Consider the following 17,438-nt stretch of genomic DNA (forward strand, 5'->3'; position numbering starts at 1 on the left):
AAACTGAACTGCCTGTTGTCCCGAACCGACATCGCAACCTCTCCGTCATCGCGACAGGAGTGAATCACAATCGTGGGATTTTGCAACGGGCTCCGGCGGGGAGAAGAAATACGCGGGGGCCGCTCAATCGAAATCCTACTCTGAATGCCGATAGCCGACCGGGCTTACCGCCCCAGATGCCGCTCGCCGCGCTTCTTGGCCAGTTCGATCTGCTGCTGCCGGTCGCGGAAGCGCTGGCGATCCTCTTCGCTGCGATCATCGTAGCAGCTTGGGCAGGACACGCCTTCCTCGAATTTGGGGGATAGGCGCACTTCCGGTGTGATCGGATTGCGGCAGGCGTGGCAAAGCTGGTGGTCGCCTTCGGCAAGGCCGTGCACCACCGAGACGCGCTCGTCGAAGACGAAGCAGGCGCCTTCCCACAGGCTTTCTTCTTCCGGCACTTCTTCCAGATATTTCAGGATGCCGCCCTTGAGGTGATAGACCTCGTCGAAACCCTGTTCCTTCATGAAGGCGGTGGCCTTTTCGCAGCGAATGCCGCCGGTACAATACATGGCGATCTTCGGCTTGTTGTGCAGGCCGGGATTGTTCTTCACCCAGTCGGGAAATTCGCGGAAGGTTTTCGTCTGCGGATCGACCGCGCCCTTGAAGACGCCGATGGCGGTCTCGTAATCGTTGCGGGTGTCGATGACGATCGTATCCGGATCGGAGATCAGCGCGTTCCAGTCGCGCGCCTCGACATAGGTGCCGACGATGCGGTTCGGATCGATATCCGGCACGCCCATGGTGACGATCTCTTTCTTGAGCTTCACCTTCAGCCGCACGAAAGGCATGTGCGAGGCGCGGCTTTCCTTGTGCTCCAGCGCGGTAAATTCCGGCTGAGCGCGCAGGAAGGAGAGCACGGCGTGAATGCCCGCATCCGGCCCGGCGATGGTGCCGTTGATACCTTCGGCGGCAAGCAGCAGCGTGCCCTTGACGCCGTTTTCCTGGCAGAGCGCAAACAACGGCTCGCGCAGGCTCTCGAACCGCGGCAGGCGGGCGAAATGATAAAGCGCGGCCACAAGGAAATCACCAGAGACTTCCGGGCGGGGGAAAATGGTCGTGTCGGTCATGGGCGCTGAAATACAGCGACGGCGGCCGCAAAGCAATATTTATCGGTGGGTTCGGGTATTTTGAAAATCGTCAAATCGGGAGGGTTTGCGGGCTTTCTGTCGCTCCTGCCGCCGTGTGCAGGCAACAGGGTGTTGCATTGGCGCCTCCGTCATTCCGGCCTTGAGCCGGAATCCAGCCGACTCGCGTCTGCGCGGCGGAGAGAATCTTTTCAGCCCAAGGACTTGGGCTGGCTGGATTCCGGCTCAAGGCCGGAATGACGGAGGTGGGTGAGCGCCGAAAGTGGCGTTAGCCTATTTCGCCGCCTGCCGCCACAACAGGCCGACGATGCGGCTTTCGGTGCGGACGGATTCGGAAAACACCTCGTTTGCCAGCGCAAGGCCTTCCGTGCGCAGCGCCTGCTGCCTCTCGATGATGGCGTCGAGCAGCAGGGCCAGCCGCTCGCCATTGCCGAAACGCTCCGGCTCGCGGTCGGCGACGGCGGCAAGAACCGAGAGATCGTGCTCGTGGCCGAGAATATCCACCAGCCGCTTGGTATCGGCCCGCTTGGCGCGCATGGCGGAAGGCCAGAGCCGGCGCATCAGGCCGAGATGCATCCAATAGGCCTGCCCGGACTTGCGCAATTCATGGAAATGCTCGGCGTCGGCCTGCTTATGGCAATCGGTGAGCGCCTTGCGCGCCCTTTTTCTCTGTTTCGCCCAGGCGCTTTTCAGCAGCCGGGCGGTGTCTTTCAACTCATCCGGCAGCGACAGGTCCTCGAGCTTCTGGCGCGCTTCCCCGCAGCCGGCAATGGCGGCGGCTATGGCCTCGTCGAGACCCGCTTCATGTTCTATGGCGTCGTCGCGGCGCGCGCGCAGCATCGCGGTGATCGAGCGCAGCGCTTCGCCCTGCGCATCGGAACGCGCGAAGGCCTCGAGATATTCCGCTGTTTCCACCAGCGCCGTTGCATCGCGCGCAAAGGCGAGGGAGCGGGCGATATCGCGAATACGGGCGTTTTCCTCGCGGCCGAAATCCGGTGCCGCCTTGCGGATGAGGCGATAGAGCGCGCGCAGCCGCTTGAACCGCTTGCGGGCGTCGTGCACGGCCTCGTGCGATCCGGACGGCTGGTCGCGAAGGATCGTGACCGTATCGTCGATCAGCTCCAGCCCGGCCCGACGGATTTCATTGTCGAAGGGCTTTTTCGGATCAATTCTGAAGGGCATCCGGCAAGTCTCCGTTCGGACAGTCCATGGCGAGCGACTGGTTGGAGAAGCGCTTGTCTCCGGTGACTTCCCTGCCCAGCCAGGACGGCAGATCGGGATCGGCATTCTCGTCGTTCATTTCCACTTCCGCCACCACCAGCCCGTGATATTTCCCTTCGAAAACATCCACTTCCCAGGTGAAGCCGCCATGATCGACGGTGTGGCGGGTTTTTTCGATCACCACGCCCGGCGCGCTCGCCATCAGCTCTTCGGCGTCCTTGAGGGGGATGGAATATTCATATTCGTCGCGGACAAGCGCGCTTGCGCCGATCTTGATGGTCAGGGTCGCATCGCGCTGGTCGACGATCCTGACCCGGACCGAGCGGTTTTCCATCGAGGCGACATATGCCTGCCGGAAAGCCATGCTATGCGTGACCTCATTGCGCCATTCACCGCCTGCAACAAGAAACTTCCGTTCAATTTCCTTGGCCATGCTGTCTCCGCGAACTGGGGCGCCAGATTATCGCAATATGATAGTGCGATGAAGCGAATTGATTGAAGTATCTGGATAAAAATGCGGCTGGCGCGCCTCGACATGAAAGCCGAGGCAGGCTAATCGGTAGACGGAATTTCAATCGTTTCAATTGCGCAAGGGAGGCTCATCTTGGCCCAGGAATCCGAAAAACTGCTCTCCATCCTCAAGCTCCAGCCGGTCGTGCCGGTGCTGATCGTGGATGATGCCGCTTCCGCCGTGCCGCTTGCGCGCGCTTTGGTCGCAGGCGGCCTGAAGGCAATCGAGATCACCATGCGCACACCGGCGGCGCTCGACGCCATCCGCGCGGTTGCAGCGGAAGTGGAGGGTGCGAATGTCGGCGCCGGCACCATTCTCAATGCCCGGGATTTCGAAGCTGCGGCGGAAGCCGGCTCCACCTTCATCGTCAGCCCCGGCATCAATAAAAGCGTGCTGGAAGCCGCACGCGGTTCGAAGGTGCCGCTGCTTCCGGGTGCTGCCACCGCCAGCGAAGTCATGGCGCTGCGCGACGAGGGTTACAAGGTGCTGAAGTTCTTCCCGGCCGAACAGGCCGGCGGCGCGCCTTATCTCAAGGCGCTGTCCTCGCCGCTCGCCGGCACGGTCTTCTGCCCCACCGGCAGCGTGTCGCTCAAGAACGCCAATGACTATCTCTCCCTGCCGAACGTCGTCTGCGTCGGCGGCTCCTGGGTTGCCCCGCGCGAACTGGTGGCGACGGGTGACTGGGCGGGCATTACCAAGCTTGCCGCCGAAGCCGCCGCACTGCGCGCCTGATTTGCATTCTGTCAAACCCGTTCACGAAGGCGTGAGCGGGTTTGACATTTGTATTCGGCCCACGGCTTCCTATCTCCCCTGTAGATTTGACCTCTACAGGAGATTTTGATGTTCGACGCCAAGAAGCTTCTTGAACAATTCCTCGGCTCTCAGGTGCCGGGCCTTTCGGGAAGCGTCCGTGACAGAGCCGGGCAGGCCGCCGATATCGCAAAGAACAATCCCCTCAAGGCCGGCGCGCTCGCCGCCGCCATTCTCGGCACCAAGACCGGCCGCAAGCTCGCCGGCAATGTCGCCACCATCGGCGGTGTCGCCGCCATCGCCGGTCTCGGTTACCTCGCCTACAAGAATTACAAGTCCGGCCAAGCGCCTGAAGCAGCGCCAAAACCCGAGCCGGAGCTTCTCGCCCCGCCGGCCGATTCCGCCTTCCACCCGCAATCGCCAGCCCTTTCCAATGATTTCGCGCTGAAGCTCATCCAGGCGATGATCGCCGCCGCCAAGGCGGATGGTCATATCGATGAGAAGGAGCGCGCCAATATCATGGACAAGGTGCAGGTCTCCGGCCTCGATAGCGAAGCCGAGCGTTTCCTCGAAAAGGAACTGGCCGATCCGCTCGACATCGACGCGCTGGTGGCTGCCGCCCGCACGGAAGAGCAGAAGGTGGAGCTTTACACCGCCTCGCGGCTTGCCATCGAGGCCGATACGCGGGCGGAGCGGGGCTATCTCGACCTCCTGGCCGGGCGGCTTGGGCTGCCGGATGCGCTGGTCGATCATATCGAGGCGACGGTGGTGGCGGCGAAGGTTTGAGGATAGCCTCGGCGGGTGCGGTTTACCCCCCTCTGCCCTGCCGGGCATCTCCCCCTCAAGGGGGGAGATCGGCAGGAGGCGCTACCACCACTTCATTCGCAAACGTTGAGAGAGGCGAGAAATAGCCGCTTGTCGATCTCCCCCCTTGAGGGGGAGATGCCCGGCAGGGCAGAGGGGGGTAAACCGCACCCGCCCACCCGACACATGCACTGTTGTCATCCCGCCCCGCTTGCCCTAATCCTTCTCCCAGCAAATGGGGAAGAGAATGCGCGATCTGAGTGATTTCAAGGGATGTCCGCCGCCGCAGCCGGTGGTGTTGAAGGGCCGTTACGTGACGGCGGAGCCGTTCGATCGCGAAAAACACCTTGCAAGGCTCTGGGCCGCACTTGGCGGCGAGGGCGTGAATGCGCTGCTCAAATATTTCCCGCAAAGCGCCTTTCCCGATGCCGACGCTTTCGGCGACTGGCTCGTCGGCGCGGGGCAGAAGCTTAACTGGGTCACGCTGGTCTTCGTTGAAAACGCCACCGGCGATATCGTCGGCATGGCGAGCTATATGCGGCCCGATCCCGCCAATGGCGTGGTCGAGGTCGGCTCCGTCGCCCATGGCGCGAAGATGAAGCGCTCGCCTCTTTCCACCGAGGCGCATTACCTGATGGCGAAACATGTTTTCGAGGATCTGGGGTATCGCCGTTACGAGTGGAAATGCCACAATGAAAACGAGCCCTCCAAGATCACGGCGAAGCGTTATGGCTTCACCTTCGAGGGCGTTTTCCGCCAGCATATGATCTCGAAGGGGCAGAACCGCGATACGGCGTGGTTTTCCATGATCGACGGCGAATGGCCGCTGATCGGCAAGGCCTTCGAAGCCTGGCTTGCGCCGGAGAATTTTGCGGCCGACGGCGCGCAGAAGCGCAAGCTTGAGGATATCCGTGCGGAGTTTGCCGATGCCATTGCCTGAAAAGCCTGCGCCTGAACACTCGGCGCCTGAAAACCCGGCACCTGAAAAGGCGCGCCCCGGCAAGAAGGATTGGTCGCCGGCCTTCGCCGCCGCCCTCATCATCGTCGGTTTCGGGCTGGTCTTCTTCGTCATGCCGAAGATCATGCTGTGGCTCGGCGATTATTCGCCCTGGCTCGCCGCTGCCTTCGGCACGGTGGCCGTGCTGTGTTTCTTCCTGCTGTTCTGGCTGCGCGCCCGTTACCAGCGTCGCCGTGACGGTTAGAGCTTAAGCGACGCGCCGAGCAGCAACAGCCCCATGATGAGCACGAACAGCGCACCGGCGATCTCTATCGCATGGCTGATGCCGGCTGCCCTGCGGCTGCCGGGGCCGGCGAAACGCACGGCGAGGCCTTTTGCCGAGACGGCCATGATGGCGAGCAGCGATACCGTTATGGCCGTGCCGAGCGACATGGCGAGGACGGAAAGCACGCCGCCGAGATAAAGCCCGTTCAGAAGCGCGAAGCTCATGACGATGATCGCGCCAGAGCAGGGCCTGAGCCCCACGGCGATGATGGCGGACCATGCCTCGTGCAGGCTGAAGTTCTTGCCCTTGAGCAGCGTCGGATCGGGCGCATGGGATTTACCGCAGGCGGCGCAGAGATCGCCCGTGCCGTCATGGTCGTGATCGGCAAAAACCGGCTTGCCCTGGAACCGCAGCCCCGTGCCCATGCCGGTGGTCCTGCCGACCGCGGTTTCACCTGCCGGCGCGAAAACCGCGACAGGCTCGCGCCGGATACGCAGCGACCAGAGCTTTCGCACCAGCAGCCAGGCGCCGAACAGCGCCACCATGGCGAAGCTGGCGATTTCCATCGCCTGCGTCGCCTTCGTCATGGTGATGGAGGTGCCGCGCAGCACCAGCCAGGCCGCACCGACGAGGCCGATGGCAACCGCACCCTGAAGGAGCGCCGAAACGAAGGAAATGAGAATGCCGCGTTTCAGCTGCGTCTCATTGGCGATCATATAGGACGAAATGACCGCTTTGCCGTGGCCGGGACCGGCGGCATGGAAAACGCCATAAGCAAAGGAGAGGCCGATCAGCGAGCTGAGCGCCCAGCCATCCTCACGCATGGCCTTCAACGCGCCGGTCAGTGCCCGATAAAACATCTGCTGGTGCACGTTGATCCATTGCATCAGCGGGGCGAAGGGGCCGCCGACGGAAAAGGAAGGTTCGGCCGAGCCGATGCCGAGCGGCGATTGCGCATGGGCCGCACCGGCCGCGACAATGAGGCCAATGGCGACTGCGAAGAGGCCGGCCCTGCGGCTCAGCATGAGACCTCCAGCCGGGTGGCGAAGAGCTTGGTCATGTCGGTGCCGGTCGGATCGTTGAAGAAGGCGTCGGTGAGCGTGCCCTGGTTCTGCGAGATCACCTCGTCGGGATCGGGACGGACGACATGATGCTTGCAGGCATTCAGGTCCTTACCCTGCGTGGCGATATCGCCGTCCTTGGCGAAATCGATTGCCGTATACATGGTCGGATCCCAGGCGCCGAAGCTGAGCTTGCCCTTGACGGCCAAAGGCTTTGTCGGCTTCACCGAGAAGAACATCAGGATCTGCTGATCCTTATAGTCCACGTGAATGGCCTCGGGCTTCGAAAATTCCACCGGTTTTCCATTGGCGGTGATGAAGGTGTAGTAGGAATATTCGGCGAGCGATTCCAGCACGGTATTGCCGATCTCGGCCAGCTCGTCCTTGTCGAGCTTCAGATCGCTGTTCTTGTCGTAGTCCATCACCACGCTTGCCGAGAACATCTCGTCGAAACGCCAGATGTTGCGCACTTCCTGAACGGTGCCGTTCGGCCCCTCGACGATTTCCATGCGGGCTTCGGCAAAGATATGCGGATGGGCCGCCGCGGCGACGGGAACGCAGGCAAGGCCGGCCGCGAGGAGCAAAAAGCGTCTGTTCATTATCCGGTCTGTCCTGCCTTCGAATCTGGAAGGCCTGACTCTAGCAGAAATTGGGACCGAATTTCGACCTGATGCGTCCGATCCTTCGCGCGGGCCGACACTAAATTTCAGAAGGTGCCGCTGAAACGCGAGGTGATGCTGGAGCCGCTATAGGCAAGATCGGTATCGCGCTCGCCATGCAGCAGTCGGTTGAACTCCACCTCCAGCTTGCTGTTCTTGCCGGTATCGAAGGAGAGCGTCGCGACCAGCCGGCGCTCGCTGGTATCGTAATTATAATAGATCCAGTCCTTGTGGACCCGGTGCAGCGCAAGATCGAGCCCCACCTTTTCGGTGAGCCTGCTTTTGATGACGAATTGAAAGCGGCGATGGAATTCGGCAATCGGGTCATCCGGGTCGAAAAGCGCATAGTCCTGCGAAAAGCCCGCGCCGAAGGCGATACGCTCGGTGGCCTTCACCTCGGCCTCGGCCCGCAGATAGGGGCGGGTGCGCTTTACCTTGTCGCTGATCTCATCGCCGGAAATGGAGGTGAAGCCCGCTTCGGCCAGAACCGCGAAACGGTCGGAGAACCCGTAACCATAGGCCAGAGAACCTCGCAGCGTATTGGCCGGGAAACGTTCATATTTTTCCTGCTGCCCCTCCGGCACGGCGATACGGTCGTAAGCAAGCGTCAGCCCGGCCTCGCCGCCGCCGAGTGATCGTGCATGTTCGGCCTTCAGCGATAAAAGCGCCTCGTTCGCTTCCAGTCGGGTGGGCAGGAAATAGGCCGGGCGGAACCGCGCCTTGCCTTTCATCAGGCTGGCGAGGCTTGCCGTCAGCGTATTCTTGCCGCCAAGGGCGAGGATGCCGAGCTGTGAAGACGCCTCCAGCTTTTGATCCAGCTGCCGGTAACCAATGTCTTCTTCCGGCAGGTGCAGGAAAATATCGCCGGCATCGCTGCGGGTGCCGCGCAGCTCAAGGGCCCATTCCAGCTTTTCGGAAAATCGTTTGGTCAGCCCCAGCGCCGCGATGGTGTTATGTTCATTGGCGAAACGATAACGGGGCAGGCGAACCTCTTCCTGCTCGAGCGAATAACGCAGCTCAGCCCCTTCCAGCGCGATCTTGCCGTTCAGCCCGAAGCCGGCACGCAACGAAATCGCGCTCAGCCGGTTGGTGTCGGCGAAATAATTGCTGTCATAAGCAATGCCGGATTTATAGGTAACATTGTGCTCATCGGCCTCTTCCCCCGCCCGCGCGCCGCAGGCGCAGGCAAGCCCGAGAACAAGCGCGATATATCCCCCCACCCGCATTCGCATCTCCGGTATCTAATTAAGCAATATCTTATATTTGGATGGTTAATAAAGTTTCCCGCACCGCTTTACTGTCGCGACACAGGTACCGACCGGCATTGTTTGAGCAAGGGGCGGAAGCGCAAAGATGCGATATGTAAAATTTTATTAAAATCGCAAGTATTAGTGTTAATCGTTTATTGTAATATTAGCCTTTGCTTGAATTAGAATCCTCTAAATATACAGTTCAGTTACGCCAGATGGCGTGATCAAACAAAAGAGGAGAGAGAAATGATTGCTAAGTTCGCTTGTGTAGCCGCTATTCTTACTGTCGCTTCCGTTGGTCAGGCCAATGCGGGCGGTCTTCTGGGAGGAATCCTGTCCGGCAACAGCAACAAGGGCGGCGCCCTTGTCGTCGTCTCGCCCAGCATCGATCTGGGTGTCAGCGGCATCCTGTCCAATAACGGGATCCTGAACGGCAACAAGACCGGCATCCTGAACGGTGTGCTGAACGGCAACAAGACGTCCGTCGATGTCATCGACAACAAGAATGACGGCGGCAAAAAGCGCCGCCACTAACTGAGACGTGGAACGGGATGGCGAAACCATCGGGCTTTTCTCCATCCCGCTCCAACGCAACAGCTCGAAAATCATCAGGGATTTTCGACGCAGACGATGCGCGCAGCGCATAAGCCGGCAATGATCCTTGAGTTGCGTGTGTTTGACGCATGGCGTTTCCGGCAAGAACAAACGGCGCATCGCATGACTGGAAGAGGGCCTCGCGGCCCTCTTTTTTTATTCTGGATGCTCCACCAGCACCTTGTGTCCGCCGATCCGTGACCGCTTCGGAAAGGGGTGTGCGCCGATGCATATTTATATTTTTATATTCTAATTTCTATGTCGGTAATAAATGAAATTATAAAGTAAAAATATGATCTATATTTTAAAATACTTTCAATTTTGCTGCTGTTGTTACTTGCTTTTAACTTTTGGATGTTTCAATTAACACGTGTCCACGACTCGCCATTTGTGATTGTGATTTCGGTGGCGGTTCTGTTCGCGGCTCGCATTTCGGCGGGTAAGGAAGTTTTGAAGGAGCTATTTTCATGTTGAAACAATCATTTCTCGCGCTCGCCGCGCTCGGCGTTCTTTCCGGCGCAGCCATTGCTGCCGATGCCGTCAGCGACATTCCGGCAGCACCTGTCGTCAACGATGCCGCGCCTGCCTTCTCCTGGGACGGTTTTTACGCCGGTGTTTCGGGCGGCTATGGCTGGGAGCGGTTGAAAACGATTGAAGACGGTGAGACCGACAAGCATAGTTTCGATGGCGCTCGCTTTGCGGGCTTTGCCGGTTACAATGCCGAAGTCGCGCCGTCCGTCATTCTCGGTGTCGAGGGTGATCTCGGTTATGCCTGGGGCAAAAAGACGATCAACCTCAGCAAGGTTTCCTCGGGCCTGAACGGCTCCGCGCGCCTGCGTGCCGGCTATGCGGTCGACCGCGCCCTGATCTACACCGCCGGTGGTTACACCGCGACGGACAGCGAGATCAAGACGCCCTTCGGCAATACCAGCAAGATGCTGAATGGCTGGACGATTGGCGCCGGCATCGATTACGCCTTCACCGACAACGTATTCGGCCGTCTCGAATATCGTTACAACGACTTCGGCAAGGAAACCTACACTGTCCGGGGCATTTCCGCCGATGGAAAGCTCAGCGAACATGTCGTCAGCGTCGGTCTCGGCGTAAAGTTCTGATTTGCGGATTTTCGTTTCCGAAGAGGGTCGCCCATCTTTGCGGTGGCGGTATCGGGGGCGACAGTTCGACGCATATCGATCCATAACCAGCCCGGCGGCAAGAAAAACCGCCGGGCAGGTGCTTCTAATTGAGTGACACGGGCTTGCGGTTGAGGGCTTGCGTCCAGCCCCAGGGCGGCAGCCAGGCCCGGCATAAAAGAAGCGGCTTCGCCTTTAACCGGCAATGAAACCGCATTCTGCTTTCCAAGCAGGCTTGAACAGCGGGCCTTTTTGATGTGATGGTGGTCGCCGCCATCCCGTCCCGCCTCCCAGCCTTCAGTCGATTCCCATGCTCCAGAAAAGCACTTTGCCGGGCGCTTTCGATCGTCAGGCCTATTTGATCGCCCTGCTGGTTTTTATTGCCGGCAGCACCAATGCGGCTGTCGTGCCATTTATCGGTTTTTACATCATCCAGGTGCTCGGCCATCCGCCGGCCACCGTCGGTTTTTACAGCGTCACGGCGGCGCTGGCTTCGATTGCCGCCAGCCGTGTTTATGGCGAGCGTGTCGATGCCGGGGTGCGGGTGAGGCCGTTGTTGATGCTTTCCGTGTGCGGCGCTTTTGTCGCGGCCGCGGCGGCGAGTTTCGGGCATCTGGCGCTGCTGGTGGCGATAACGGCGACCGGCATGGGGCTTTCCAATGCCGCCAGCACGCTCATTTTCAGTTACGGCCGGTATCATGGCCGGGTGAAGGCGCTCGATACGGCCGCCTATAATGCCTTCCTGCGGACGATGGTGTCGCTGGCATGGATGCTGCTGCCTGCCGCCGCCTATCTGATCTTCGATCTTGCCGGCGCGAAGGCCGTGTTCGTGAATGCCATGCTGATGGCGGTCATCTGGGGCGGGCTTGCCCTTGCGGTCGTGCCGCGCGACCAGACCAGCCCGATGGAGCGGCGACAGGCGGGTGACGACGATACAGGGCGCAACCTGCCGCTGCTTCTGGCGGCGGCGGCCAGCTTCTGCATGTCTTTTGCCCATGCTCTCTGCGCCTCGGCCCTGCCGGTGTTTCTGGTGCGGGAGGTCGGCCTGCCGGATTACGTGCCGGGCCTGTCGCTCAGCGTCAAATGCGCCATGGAGGTTCTGTTCATCCTGCTTGCGCCGCGAATGATGCGCCGCTTCAGCGCCCGCCTGCTTCTGGGCGTTTCGGCGGTGATGGCCATCGTCGCTTTCAACGTCATCGCCTCGGTCACCACATTGCCAGCCATGATCGCGGGCGCGGCGCTGGAAGGCGCCTATTACGGCCTTTGCGCCGGCACTTGCCTCACCTTCGTGCAGGGCTTTGCGCGCGGCCGCACGGCCCGGGCGACGGCGCTCTACATGAACTCCATCTTCCTCGCCGCGCTTTTTGCGGTGCCGCTGATGGGGTTCGTGTCGCAATATGCAAGTTTCGGCGTCTCGATCCGGCTCGCTTCGGTTGGCGCGGGCGCGGCCTTGCTGCTGTTGTTTTTGACGCGGCGGCAGGTGGGGGAGTAGGGCGGCCTGTTACCCCCGTGTCCATCCCTCAAGCCGAAATATCGATGATCCCGCAATCCCCGGCTTCGGAGGCGAAGGCAAGCAGCTTGCCCGTGGCGCTCCAGTCCATGCCGGTGATGGCGCCCTTGCCGGGGCGCCGCAGCAGCGCTTCCTTGCCATCGGCAAGGCGAACGCCGAGGATCATGCCGTCGATGAAGCCGATGGCGAGCACATCTTCCACCGGGTGGAAGGCGACATTGGTGACCATGATGTTGGCGCGGCTGCCGAGTTCTTCCGGGGACTTGCCCATCGGGCCGTCCTTGCCGGCAAACGGCCAGACGATGGCTGCCGGCGCGCCGGAAGAGGCGAGCCATTTGCCTTTTGCCGACCAGGAGACGGATTTGACCTTGGCGGGATAACCCGTCATGCGCATGTGGCGCGCTTCCATGCCGCCCTTGGTGGCTTCCATCTTCCAGCCGTGCAGGGCATTTTCCTGCATGGTAGTGACGAGGAACTTGCCATCGGGCGAAAAGGTGACGCCCGTATGGGCGCCCTTCCATTCCAGATCGACGGGATCGCCGGCGGTCGCCACCCAGTGCAATGTCACACCGTTATAACGGGCAACGGCAATGCGCAGGCCCTTGGGCGCAAACGCGATGGCCTCCACCGTGCGCTCTTCCTTGAATTCCTTGACCGTGCCGTCCGACAGCCGGACGAAACTGGACTTGCCGACGCCATAAGCGACAGCCTTCTGCGGTCCGCCGGCAACCACGCCCACCCATTTGCGCGGCACGTTGGCGATTTCGCCGATGCTGCCGTCATGGCCGATGCGCAGCACACGGCCGTCCTCGCCACCGGAAAGCAGCGTGGCGCTATAGGAATCGCGCACGCAGGTCAGAAGCCCGTCATGTGCCTCAGTCACCTTCTCGCCGCCATCCAGCCGATGAATGGTGCCGGCGGCGGTGGCAAACAGGGGAATGTCGCCGAGAAAATGGGTCGAGACCACGTGGCCTTCGATATCAAGCGGGGCAACAGTCGGCATGGGGCATCGGTCTTTCGTATCTGTGTCGGATGGGACGACGATGTCGACCCCGGCGGCAGGCATGGTTCTAAAGCATTTCCGGCAAAAGCGGAACCGCTTTTACGTTCGGACGATTCGTGAAATCAAGGAGATAGAGCGATTTGTGGTAGAGGAACCACCCTACAGGACAGTTAAAATCATTGACGCGCCGGCGCTCCGGGCTCACCCCCCTCTGTCCTGCCGGACATCTCCCCCTCAAGGGGGGAGATCGGCAAGACGCTTTCTTGTCACTTCATTCTCGACCGTCGAGAGGTGCGAAACCTCGCCACGGGCCGATCTCCCCCCTTGAGGGGGAGATGTCCGGCAGGACAGAGGGGGGTGAGCCCGGAGCGCCGGAGTGTCAATGATTTTCAACTGCCGTATACGGTGTCGAAGAACGCGCGTCGGGCGGATGACGGACGCAGCCGCACCCCGGTCTGGCACCGGGGTGACGGGGCCAAACGATCAGGCCGTCGCGAGGCAGGCGTTGAAGCTCTTTTCCAGCTTCTCGCGGTCCAGTTCGCGGCCGATGAAGACGAGGCGGCTTTCGCGTTTTTCGTCTTCCTTCCACGGGCGCTGGTGGTCGCCCTCGATGATCATGTGCACGCCCTGCACCACGTAACGTTCCGCATCGCCCTTGAAGGCGATGATGCCCTTGAGGCGCAGAATGTTCGGGCCATCGGTCTGGGTGACCTTCTGGATCCACGGGAAGAACCGCTCAGGGTTCATCTCGCCGCCGCGCAGCGAGACCGACTGCACCGTCACATCATGGATCGGCGAAACCGCGCCATGGTGATGGTCGTGCCCATGATCATGATCATGATCGTGGTGATGATGCCCGTGGTCATGGTCATGATGATGATGGTCGTGATCGTGGTGGTGATGATCGCAATCAGGGCCGCAAACATGGTCGTCATGGCCATGCTCGAGGAAATGCGGATCGTTTTCCAGCGCGCGTTCCAGGTTGAAGGCGCCCTGATCGAGAACCCGGGCGAGATCGACACCGGACCGGGTGGTCTTGTAGATGCGGGCGGAAGGATTAATGGCGCGCACGATATCCTCGATGCGGGCGACTTCCTCCGGCGAAACGAGATCGGTCTTGTTGACGACGACGACATCGGCAAAGGCGATCTGGTCTTCGGCCTCGCGGCTGTCCTTCAGGCGCAGCGGCAGGTGCTTGGCGTCAACGAGGGCAACGACGGCATCAAGCTCGGTCTTGGCGCGCACATCGTCATCCATGAAGAAGGTCTGGGCGACTGGAACGGGATCGGCAAGACCTGTCGTTTCAACGATGATACCGTCGAAACGGCCGGGGCGGCGCATCAGGCCTTCCACGACGCGGATGAGGTCGCCGCGCACCGTGCAGCACACGCAGCCATTGTTCATCTCATAGATTTCTTCATCGGACTCGACGATCAGATCGTTATCGATGCCGATCTCGCCGAATTCATTGACGATGACAGCGTATTTCTTGCCGTGGTTCTCGGAGAGAATGCGGTTGAGAAGCGTCGTTTTGCCGGCGCCGAGATATCCCGTCAGGACGGTGACTGGAATGGGCTTGGCTATAGCTGTTTCGGTCATGGAAAACCCCGCGTGGAGAGAGGCCGTCAGGCCTCAGGAAGATGTGTCGTCGTCCATATAGGCGCGACGTCCGGGCAGTTCAAAGAGATTTTGACCGAATTCGGCCATGGCACTCAAATTTTGTTATGAAATAACGTTATGTCAAAAGCGTGGATATCTTCAAGCAGTTCGACAAGGCCTTTTACGGCATGGGAAATCAGCCTTTCGCCCTTTTCCGCAGTGGCGGCGGCGGCGTTTCCGGCAACGCCGTCGGGGTTCAGATCGCTCATCAGCCAGCCGAATGCATGCGGGCCATAGGCGCGCAGGTGTTTGAAGCGGCTGGCGAAATCGCTCTGGCGGGAGGGAAAGTCTTCGGCCTTCTGCATCGCCACGCGTTCGGGATGAAGCGCCAGCATGACCGATGTTTCGATATCGCCGCCATGGATGTCGATCGCCTTGTCCTCCGGCTTCACGATATCGGCCGGTACGCCGAAACGGGTCCAGCTTGTGGCGACCGCCAGCATGCCGAAACGGGCGCGGGCCTCGGTTGCGACGATGGTCATCAGCGGTGAGTTGCCGCCATGGGCGTTCAGCATCACGAATTTGCGCACGCCCTTTTTATATTCCGCCTCGGCGATGCCGAGCCAGCGCTCGATGGCCTCATCGTAACGCAGGGTTTTCGTGCCCGGCACATTCATGTGTTCGATGGAATAGCCGACCGGTTCCGCCGGCAGGAAAGAGACGGGCAGGTGGGCGGGCAGGGTGGCGGCGAGACGGGCGGCGATGCCTTCGGCAATCAGCGTATCGGTCTCGAAAGGCAGGTGCGGCCCATGCTGTTCATGCGCGCCGAGCGGTAGCACGGAAATTGCAGCTGTTGCGCGAAGATGCGGGTCTGTTACGTTTTCGTCGTGATAATGCGTGTATGAGTTTGGCATATGGCAGTCCGCGCGTGCATTCGTTAAGGATTTCCAGCAACATATATCGGTTCCGCCACAGGGTAAAAGGCACTCGCATATGAGCAAGGACAAAACCGGGCATAAGGACAAAAGCGCCAAGAAGGAAAAGGGCGGCAAGAAGGTAAAGGACGCCAAAAAACGGGATGAGAATTTCAACCCCGAGGAACTGGCGCAATCCATCACCCAGGCGGCCCGTTCCATGCGCACGGCGCTCAGCCACAGCCTTGCCGAAAGCGGGCTTTATGCGGGCCAAGACGGCGTTATCCTGGCGCTGGCGCAGGAAGGCAGTCTCACGCCGGGGCAGATCGCCCAGAAACTCGGCGTCAAAGCGCCGACCATGACGCGCACCATCGGCCGCATGGAAGCCCAGGGCTTCGTGGAACGCAGCGGCGACGATGAGGATGGCCGCGTGACGCTGGTGAAGCTGACGGAAGCGGGTTTGAAAAGCGTCGAACACATCAATGTTTCCATCGCCAATTGCGGTGCAAGAGCCGTTGAGGGGCTTTCGGCCAAGGATGTGCGCAACATCGTTAAACTCTTGAAGGCAATAGACGCCAATCTTCAATAATTTTTGCTGAAATTTTTAAAAGAACCATCTGTTTTGTGGGTATTCCTTAAACGGGTTGCGGATTTTGTTTAAATTGTTTAATTGCAATTTAAACGGAGCCATCCGTCACTAACACGCGTTTGGGGAGGAATGCCGTGGCCCAAAAGGTCAAACTGTCCACGATTGCCGAAAGCCTCGGTCTTTCGACCGCCACCATTTCTCTTGCATTGCGCGACAGCCCGCTGGTGGCTGCCGATACGCGGGACAAGATCAAGGAACAGGCGCGGGCGCTGGGATACATCTACAACCGCCGCGCCGCCAGCCTGCGCACCTCGCGTTCCGGCATTGTCGGCGTGGTATTCCATGATGTGATGAACCCGTTTTACGGGGAAATTCTGAAAGCCATCGAAAGCGAGCTGGACCGCAGCCGCCAGACCTTCATTCTTTCCAACCATTACGATTCGGTAGAAAAACAGCGCACCTTCATCGAAACGCTGCTGCAGCTCGGCTCGGACGGCATCATCATGTCGCCCGCCATCGGCACGCCGATCGAGGACATGACGCTGGCCGAGGAGAACGGCATGCCCGCCATTCTGGTGGCCCGTTCGATGGATGGCGTCGACATGCCGACCTATCGCGGTGACGACAGCTATGGCATTTCACTTGCCACCAACCACCTGATCAGCCTCGGCCACCGCACCATCGCCATGGTTGGCGGCACCGACCAGACCTCGACGGGGCGTGACCGTTACCAGGGTTACGTCAATGCGCTGCGCAAGGCGGGCATTGAGGTCGATCCGAACCTGCGTATTCCCGGCCCGCGCTCCAAGCAGGGCGGTTTCGAGGCTGCCGTGCATTTCCTCTCCCTGCCGCAGAAACCGACGGCGGCCGTCTGCTGGAACGATCTCGTTGCCATCGGTCTCATGAATGGCATTTCCCGTGCCGGCCTGGTGCCGGGTGTCGATATCTCGGTAACGGGCTACGACGATCTGGAGGAAGCTGCCATCGCCACCCCGGCGCTGACCACGGTTTCTAACGGCCAGGCCGAGGTTGGGCGCCTGGCTGCGCGCGCGCTGCTGGACCGGCTGGCGGGCAGCCACGAGCCTGATGGCATTCACCTCATCAAGCCGGAAATGCGCATCCGGCAATCGACCGGGCCGGTGCGGCCGCGGGTGTGAGGCTTCAGACGATGGGAAATGGTGCGCGTTCTGTGCATTGCACCTTTCCGTCATTCCGGCCTTGAGCCGGAATCCAGTCACCGCGTGTCTACGCGGTGAAAAAGACTCTCTCAGCCCAAGGACTTGGGCTGGCTGGATGCCGGATCCAGTCCGGCATGACGGTGAGGGCGCTTAAAAAAATCGGCATGAAACTTCCGTCTGCCCCCATAGCATCCCCTTATTGCCCTTTTCACGGCCGTGTTTGTTTGAAAGGATCGCCGCCCAGAGGAGTGGGATGGCGAAAGGTTCGCCTGAAACCCGCTCCGGCTATCGGAATGTTATCAGGAGGAATAT

The 17,438-nt window shown here is 60.4% G+C and carries 18 protein-coding genes; 9 read left to right on the plus strand and 9 right to left on the minus strand.

Annotation, left to right across the window (positions count from 1 at the left end):
* Positions 1-164: 164 nt before the first annotated feature.
* The 3 genes from trhO to PIB16_RS10935 all read right to left on the minus strand — a co-directional run bounded on the left by trhO (position 165) and on the right by PIB16_RS10935 (position 2,781).
* The gene (trhO, locus tag PIB16_RS10925; RefSeq protein ID WP_104679886.1) at positions 165-1,109 is read right to left on the minus strand and encodes an oxygen-dependent tRNA uridine(34) hydroxylase TrhO; all 945 of its coding nucleotides are present in this window, start codon (positions 1,107-1,109) and stop codon (positions 165-167) included.
* A gap of 291 nt (positions 1,110-1,400) precedes the next feature.
* Entirely contained in the window at positions 1,401-2,309 is a 909-nt protein-coding gene (locus PIB16_RS10930; RefSeq protein WP_065655373.1) for a CHAD domain-containing protein, read from the minus strand.
* Complete coding sequence (locus tag PIB16_RS10935) at positions 2,293-2,781, minus strand: CYTH domain-containing protein (protein ID WP_065655372.1); 489 nt, start codon at positions 2,779-2,781, stop codon at positions 2,293-2,295. The genes PIB16_RS10930 and PIB16_RS10935 overlap by 17 nt, the downstream gene beginning before the upstream one ends.
* Before the next feature lie 171 nt (positions 2,782-2,952).
* Between PIB16_RS10935 and PIB16_RS10940 the strand changes: the two genes are divergently transcribed.
* The 4 genes from PIB16_RS10940 to PIB16_RS10955 all read left to right on the plus strand — a co-directional run bounded on the left by PIB16_RS10940 (position 2,953) and on the right by PIB16_RS10955 (position 5,615).
* A complete protein-coding gene (locus tag PIB16_RS10940) occupies positions 2,953-3,591 on the plus strand; it encodes a 2-dehydro-3-deoxy-phosphogluconate aldolase (RefSeq protein ID WP_065655371.1) in 639 nt (212 codons plus the stop codon).
* A gap of 108 nt (positions 3,592-3,699) precedes the next feature.
* Positions 3,700-4,395: a tellurite resistance TerB family protein gene (locus tag PIB16_RS10945; protein WP_004445183.1), complete on the plus strand. Its 696-nt coding sequence runs from the start codon at positions 3,700-3,702 to the stop codon at positions 4,393-4,395.
* Positions 4,396-4,660: 265 nt separating this feature from the next.
* Positions 4,661-5,353, plus strand: a complete 693-nt coding sequence (locus tag PIB16_RS10950) for a GNAT family N-acetyltransferase (protein WP_065655370.1) — start codon at positions 4,661-4,663, stop codon at positions 5,351-5,353.
* The gene (locus tag PIB16_RS10955) at positions 5,340-5,615 is read left to right on the plus strand and encodes a hypothetical protein (protein ID WP_065655369.1); all 276 of its coding nucleotides are present in this window, start codon (positions 5,340-5,342) and stop codon (positions 5,613-5,615) included. Before PIB16_RS10950 ends, PIB16_RS10955 begins: the two co-directional genes overlap by 14 nt.
* On the opposite strand, the gene PIB16_RS10960 is transcribed toward PIB16_RS10955, so the two are convergent.
* From PIB16_RS10960 to PIB16_RS10970, 3 genes are all read right to left on the minus strand, one after another.
* Positions 5,612-6,661 carry a nickel/cobalt transporter gene (locus PIB16_RS10960; RefSeq protein WP_065655368.1) on the minus strand — a complete coding sequence of 350 codons (1,050 nt, stop codon included), beginning with the start codon at positions 6,659-6,661 and terminating at the stop codon, positions 5,612-5,614. The two genes, PIB16_RS10955 and PIB16_RS10960, sit on opposite strands and share 4 nt — an antisense overlap.
* Complete coding sequence (locus PIB16_RS10965; RefSeq protein WP_004433429.1) at positions 6,655-7,296, minus strand: DUF1007 family protein; 642 nt, start codon at positions 7,294-7,296, stop codon at positions 6,655-6,657. Before PIB16_RS10965 ends, PIB16_RS10960 begins: the two co-directional genes overlap by 7 nt.
* A gap of 107 nt (positions 7,297-7,403) precedes the next feature.
* Positions 7,404-8,582: a hypothetical protein gene (locus PIB16_RS10970; RefSeq protein WP_065655367.1), complete on the minus strand. Its 1,179-nt coding sequence runs from the start codon at positions 8,580-8,582 to the stop codon at positions 7,404-7,406.
* A gap of 270 nt (positions 8,583-8,852) precedes the next feature.
* Between PIB16_RS10970 and PIB16_RS10975 the strand changes: the two genes are divergently transcribed.
* From PIB16_RS10975 to PIB16_RS10985, 3 genes are all read left to right on the plus strand, one after another.
* Positions 8,853-9,140, plus strand: coding sequence for a hypothetical protein (locus PIB16_RS10975; RefSeq protein WP_004433441.1), 288 nt, complete (start codon positions 8,853-8,855; stop codon positions 9,138-9,140).
* 527 nt (positions 9,141-9,667) lie between these two features.
* Complete coding sequence (locus PIB16_RS10980; protein WP_065655366.1) at positions 9,668-10,315, plus strand: outer membrane protein; 648 nt, start codon at positions 9,668-9,670, stop codon at positions 10,313-10,315.
* A gap of 328 nt (positions 10,316-10,643) precedes the next feature.
* Positions 10,644-11,825 (plus strand): MFS transporter, encoded by a 1,182-nt coding sequence (locus PIB16_RS10985; protein WP_065655365.1) that lies wholly within the window; start codon positions 10,644-10,646, stop codon positions 11,823-11,825.
* Positions 11,826-11,853: 28 nt separating this feature from the next.
* Here PIB16_RS10985 and PIB16_RS10990 read toward each other — a convergent pair whose 3' ends face one another.
* The 3 genes from PIB16_RS10990 to PIB16_RS11000 all read right to left on the minus strand — a co-directional run bounded on the left by PIB16_RS10990 (position 11,854) and on the right by PIB16_RS11000 (position 15,359).
* Complete coding sequence (locus tag PIB16_RS10990; RefSeq protein ID WP_271045618.1) at positions 11,854-12,846, minus strand: WD40 repeat domain-containing protein; 993 nt, start codon at positions 12,844-12,846, stop codon at positions 11,854-11,856.
* 483 nt (positions 12,847-13,329) lie between these two features.
* Positions 13,330-14,445, minus strand: coding sequence for a CobW family GTP-binding protein (locus PIB16_RS10995; protein WP_065655364.1), 1,116 nt, complete (start codon positions 14,443-14,445; stop codon positions 13,330-13,332).
* A 113-nt stretch (positions 14,446-14,558) separates the two neighbouring features.
* Positions 14,559-15,359: a creatininase family protein gene (locus tag PIB16_RS11000; protein ID WP_065655363.1), complete on the minus strand. Its 801-nt coding sequence runs from the start codon at positions 15,357-15,359 to the stop codon at positions 14,559-14,561.
* A 79-nt stretch (positions 15,360-15,438) separates the two neighbouring features.
* On the opposite strand from PIB16_RS11000, the gene PIB16_RS11005 reads away from it, so the two are divergent.
* Together PIB16_RS11005 and PIB16_RS11010 are read left to right on the plus strand one after the other, a co-directional pair.
* Entirely contained in the window at positions 15,439-15,948 is a 510-nt protein-coding gene (locus PIB16_RS11005; protein ID WP_035263256.1) for a MarR family winged helix-turn-helix transcriptional regulator, read from the plus strand.
* A gap of 134 nt (positions 15,949-16,082) precedes the next feature.
* Positions 16,083-17,105 carry a LacI family DNA-binding transcriptional regulator gene (locus PIB16_RS11010; RefSeq protein WP_003505469.1) on the plus strand — a complete coding sequence of 341 codons (1,023 nt, stop codon included), beginning with the start codon at positions 16,083-16,085 and terminating at the stop codon, positions 17,103-17,105.
* The last annotated feature ends 333 nt before the right edge of the window (positions 17,106-17,438 follow it).

Origin of the sequence: Agrobacterium sp. ST15.13.015 (assembly GCF_027871645.1) — a bacterium.
In the GTDB taxonomy this organism is placed as follows: domain Bacteria; phylum Pseudomonadota; class Alphaproteobacteria; order Rhizobiales; family Rhizobiaceae; genus Agrobacterium; species Agrobacterium leguminum.